The following is a 4,169-nucleotide window of genomic DNA, read 5'->3' as shown; positions in this document are numbered from 1 at the left end:
GCTGGCACCGCGCCTCCCGTTCGTCCGTGGTCGAGACCGGTGCCACGAAGGCGACAGACTGCCGCGGACCGACGGCGGAGATCTGTCGCTTCCGCGGACCGGATCAGACGGCCTGGCGCCCCGGCGCCGCGTCGAGCAGGTGTGACAGCTGCTCCGGCACGGTGCCGCCCCGGGCGACCGTGGCGCGTGCCCAGAGGCGCCCGGCACGGTAGGAGGAGCGGACCAGCGGCCCGGCGAGGACCCCCGCGAAGCCCATCTCCTCGGCGACCCCGCGCAGGGCGACGAACTCCTCCGGCGCGACCCAGCGGGCGACCGGCAGGTGCCGCGGCGACGGTCGGAGGTACTGCGTCAGCGTGATGATGTCCGTGCCGGCGTCGTACAGGCGCTGCAGGGCGTCCTCGATCTCGATGCGTTCCTCGCCCATTCCGAGGATCAGGTTCGACTTCGTGACGAGGCCCGCGGCGCGTCCCTGCGAGATGACGTCGAGCGAGCGCTCGAACGTGAACGCGGGACGGATGCGCTTGAAGATGCGGGGCACGGTCTCGACGTTGTGCGCGAACACCTCGGGACGTGCGTCGAACACCTGCCCGAGCTGGTCCGGGCGACCGTTGAAGTCCGGCACGAGGATCTCCACGCCGGTGCCGGGGGAGTGCTCGTGGATCTGGCGGATCGTCTCGGCGTAGAGCCAGGCACCGCCGTCGGGGAGGTCGTCGCGGGCGACCCCGGTGACCGTGGCGTACTTGAGACCCATCTCGGCGACCGAGTCCGCGACCCGGCGAGGCTCGTCGCGGTCCAGTGGCTCGGGCTTGCCGGTGTCGATCTGGCAGAAGTCGCAGCGTCTGGTGCACTGGGAGCCGCCGATGAGGAAGGTGGCCTCGCGGTCCTCCCAGCACTCGAAGATGTTCGGGCAGCCGGCCTCCTGACAGACGGTGTGCAGCTGCTTGTCCTTGACGAGGGCGGACAGGTCGCGGAACTCCGGACCCTGGGTCGCGCGGGTCTTGATCCACGCCGGTTTCGTCTCGATCGGGGTCGCGGCGTTGCGGGCCTCGACCCGGAGCATGCGTCGGCCGTCGGGGGCGAGGGTCATACGAGGGTCTCCTGTCGTGCGATGCGCTCGCCGTGGCGCATGCCGTCGACGGCGTCCTGGATGCGGCGTTCGACCACGGGGGCGAGCTCGTCGACGGTGACGCGTCGGCCCGCGGCAGCGCTCAGGGTGGTGATCCCGGCGTCACTGATCCCGCACGGGACGATCGCGGCGAACGGCTCGAGGCTGTTGGTGCAGTTGATCGCGATGCCGTGGCTGGTCACGCCCTCGGCGACGTGCAGCCCGATCGCGCCGACCTTGGCGTGCGGTGCGCCGGCAGGCCCGGGCACCCAGGCGCCGCTCCGACCCTCGATCCGTTCCGCCCCGACACCGACGGCGGCCGCGGCGTCCACGATGACCTGCTCCAGGTCCCGGACCCAGGCGACGACGTCGAGCGGCTCGGCCAACCGGACGATCGGGTAGGCGACGAGCTGTCCCGGTCCGTGCCAGGTGATCCGTCCGCCGCGGTCGACGTCCACCACGGGGGAGCCGTCGGTCGGCAGGTCGGACGGCTCGGTGCGCCGCCCGGCGGTGTACACGGGCGGGTGCTGACACAGGACGACGGCCCCGGGCGAACGGCCGGCGACGACGTCGGCGTGGAGGGCCCGCTGCAGTGCGAGTCCCTCGGCGTGGTCCAGCAGCCCGGACGGGCGCACGATGTCGAGTTCCGGCATGCGGGCCAGGCTACGACAGTTCCTGTACTCCGTCCAACAACCAGGCTCGACCCGTGCGGTCTTGACCTGAAGCGCGGTTGAGGGTGTCGGCTGTCGCCATGCACATCCGACAGGTCCAGCTCGCCACCCGATCCCTCGACGACACCGCACGCTTCTACGAACGGCTCGGGTGCGCGGTGTCCGCCGACGACGACTCGGTCCGGGTCACCGTCGGGACGTCGCAGCTCGTCTTCCGGGCGCTCGACGGGATGACCGGGGCACACCACCTCGCGTTCACGATCCCGACCGGGACGTTCGCGGACTCGAAGCGCCGGGTCGCCGAGGTCGCAACGGTGCTCGGGGCGGACGGCGCCGACGAGTTCGAGGGGCCGGCGGGTTGGGACTCGCGGTCGGTGTACTTCGAGGGGCCCGACCGGCAGCTGCTCGAGCTCATCGAGCGACGGGAGCTCCCCGTCGGGAGCGCTGTGCCCGACGACGGGGACGCGCCGCAGCTCGCCTCGCTGCTCGTGTCGGTCAGCGAGGTCGGCATCGCCGTCCCGGACGTCCTCGGCACGGTCGAGGCCCTCCGTGGTCGAGGGCTCGAGCCCTACGCGAACCCGCCGGGGCCGGACTTCACCCCGGTCGGTGACGTCGACGGGCTGCTCATCCTGGTGTCGCCCGGCCGCCGGTGGTTCCCGACGCTCGACCGGACCCCGTCGACCGCTCCGGTCGTGGTCGATCTCGGGCTCGGCACGACGGTCGAGCTCGCCGAGGGCGTCCTCCTGCGGTGAACGGGCGGGAGCGTCAGCGCAGGGCCTTGTAGAATCGACGGATCATGGCGCAATTCGGTTCACTCTCCGATCGGCTGACCGAGACCTTCCGCAACCTGCGGAGCAAGGGTCGGCTGACTCCGTCCGACGTCGACGGCACCGTCCGCGAGATCCGACGGGCGCTCCTCGACGCCGACGTCGCGCTCGAGGTCGTCAAGGCGTTCACCGCAGCCGTCCGCGAGCGCGCCCTCTCCGACGAGGTCAACCGCGCGCTGAACCCGGCGCAGCAGGTCGTCCAGATCGTCAACGAGGAACTCGTCGGCATCCTCGGCGGCCAGCAGCGACGTCTCGAGTTCGCGAAGCGACCCCCGACGGTCATCATGCTCGCGGGGCTCCAGGGCGCCGGCAAGACCACGCTCGCCGGCAAGCTCGGCAAGTGGCTCAAGAAGGACGGCCACACGCCGATGCTCGTCGCGGCGGACCTCCAGCGTCCGAACGCCGTGCAGCAGCTGCAGGTGGTCGGCGAGCAGGCCGGCGTGCACGTCTTCGCGCCGGAGCCCGGCAACGGCGTCGGTGACCCGGTGAAGGTCGCCAAGAACGCGATCAAGGCCGCGGTCGACCAGCAGTACGACACCGTCATCGTGGACACCGCCGGACGCCTCGGCGTCGACGCCGAGCTGATGAAGCAGGCCGCGAACATCCGCAAGGCCGTCGACCCCGACGAGGTCCTGTTCGTCATCGACGCGATGATCGGTCAGGACGCCGTCGCCACCGCCCGCGCCTTCCAGGAAGGCGTCGACTTCACCGGCGTCGTCCTGTCGAAGCTCGACGGTGACGCCCGCGGTGGTGCGGCACTGTCGGTCGCCAACGTGACCGGCCGACCGATCATGTTCGCCTCCACGGGCGAGGGGCTCGACGACTTCGAGCCGTTCCACCCGGACCGCATGGCGAGCCGCATCCTCGACCTCGGCGACATCCTCTCCCTCATCGAGCAGGCCCAGAGCGCCTTCGACGAGGAAGAGGCGCGCAAGGTCGCCGAGAAGATCGCGAGCGACTCGTTCACGCTCAACGACTTCCTCGAGCAGATGCAGCAGCTCCGCAAGGCCGGCTCGATCAAGGGCATGCTCGGCATGCTCCCCGGCGCCAAGGGCATGCGCGAGGCGCTGGACAACTTCGACGAGCGCGAGATCGTCCGCACCGAGGCGATCATCCAGTCGATGACCCCGCAGGAGCGCGAGCTGCCGAAGCTCCTCAACGGCTCCCGTCGCCTCCGCATCGCGAAGGGTGCCGGCTCCACCGTGACCGAGGTCAACGCCCTCGTGAACCGCTTCGAGCAGGCCGCGAAGATGATGAAGACCGTCGCCCGCGGTGGCGTCCCGCAGATGCCCGGCATGGGGCCGATCCCCGGCATTCACGGCGGCAAGAAGCAGCAGCAGGGCGGCAAGAAGAAGTCGAAGGTCGGCAACCCGGCGAAGCGCGCGGCGCTCGCCGCCGGTCAGGCCGCGGCACCGCAGCAGGCGCCGAAGGGGTCCGGTCTCGGGCTCGGCGGTGGCAAGGGCGGCAAGGCGCCCACCGAGGAAGAGCTCGCGAGCCTGCAGAAGTTCCTGGGGCGGTAGACCCGACCCGACAGCGGACGGGAGGCGCGGTGCCAGCTGGCACCGC

General features: G+C 71.2%; 4 protein-coding genes. 2 read left to right on the top strand and 2 right to left on the bottom strand.

The annotated features are described in order from the left end of the window. Window positions 1–103 precede the first annotated feature (103 nt). Window positions 104–1,087, bottom strand: coding sequence for a lipoyl synthase (lipA, locus tag Q7F20_RS17955; protein ID WP_305741423.1), 984 nt, complete (start codon window positions 1,085–1,087; stop codon window positions 104–106). Continuing rightward, window positions 1,084–1,758, bottom strand: a complete 675-nt coding sequence (gene lipB, locus Q7F20_RS17950) for a lipoyl(octanoyl) transferase LipB (RefSeq protein WP_305741422.1) — start codon at window positions 1,756–1,758, stop codon at window positions 1,084–1,086. Before lipB ends, lipA begins: the two co-directional genes overlap by 4 nt. Window positions 1,759–1,856: 98 nt before the next feature. Between lipB and Q7F20_RS17945 the strand changes: the two genes are divergently transcribed. Together Q7F20_RS17945 and ffh are read left to right on the top strand one after the other, a co-directional pair. Further along, complete coding sequence (locus Q7F20_RS17945) at window positions 1,857–2,528, top strand: VOC family protein (RefSeq protein WP_305741421.1); 672 nt, start codon at window positions 1,857–1,859, stop codon at window positions 2,526–2,528. Window positions 2,529–2,572: 44 nt separating this feature from the next. Continuing rightward, window positions 2,573–4,123 (top strand): signal recognition particle protein, encoded by a 1,551-nt coding sequence (gene ffh, locus Q7F20_RS17940; RefSeq protein ID WP_305741420.1) that lies wholly within the window; start codon window positions 2,573–2,575, stop codon window positions 4,121–4,123. The last annotated feature ends 46 nt before the right edge of the window (window positions 4,124–4,169 follow it).

The organism is Curtobacterium sp. A7_M15, from assembly GCF_030705415.1.
In the GTDB taxonomy this organism is placed as follows: Bacteria; Actinomycetota; Actinomycetes; order Actinomycetales; family Microbacteriaceae; genus Curtobacterium.
The sequence above is the reverse complement of the archived record's forward strand: the minus strand, read 5'-3'. Positions and strand labels throughout refer to the sequence as shown.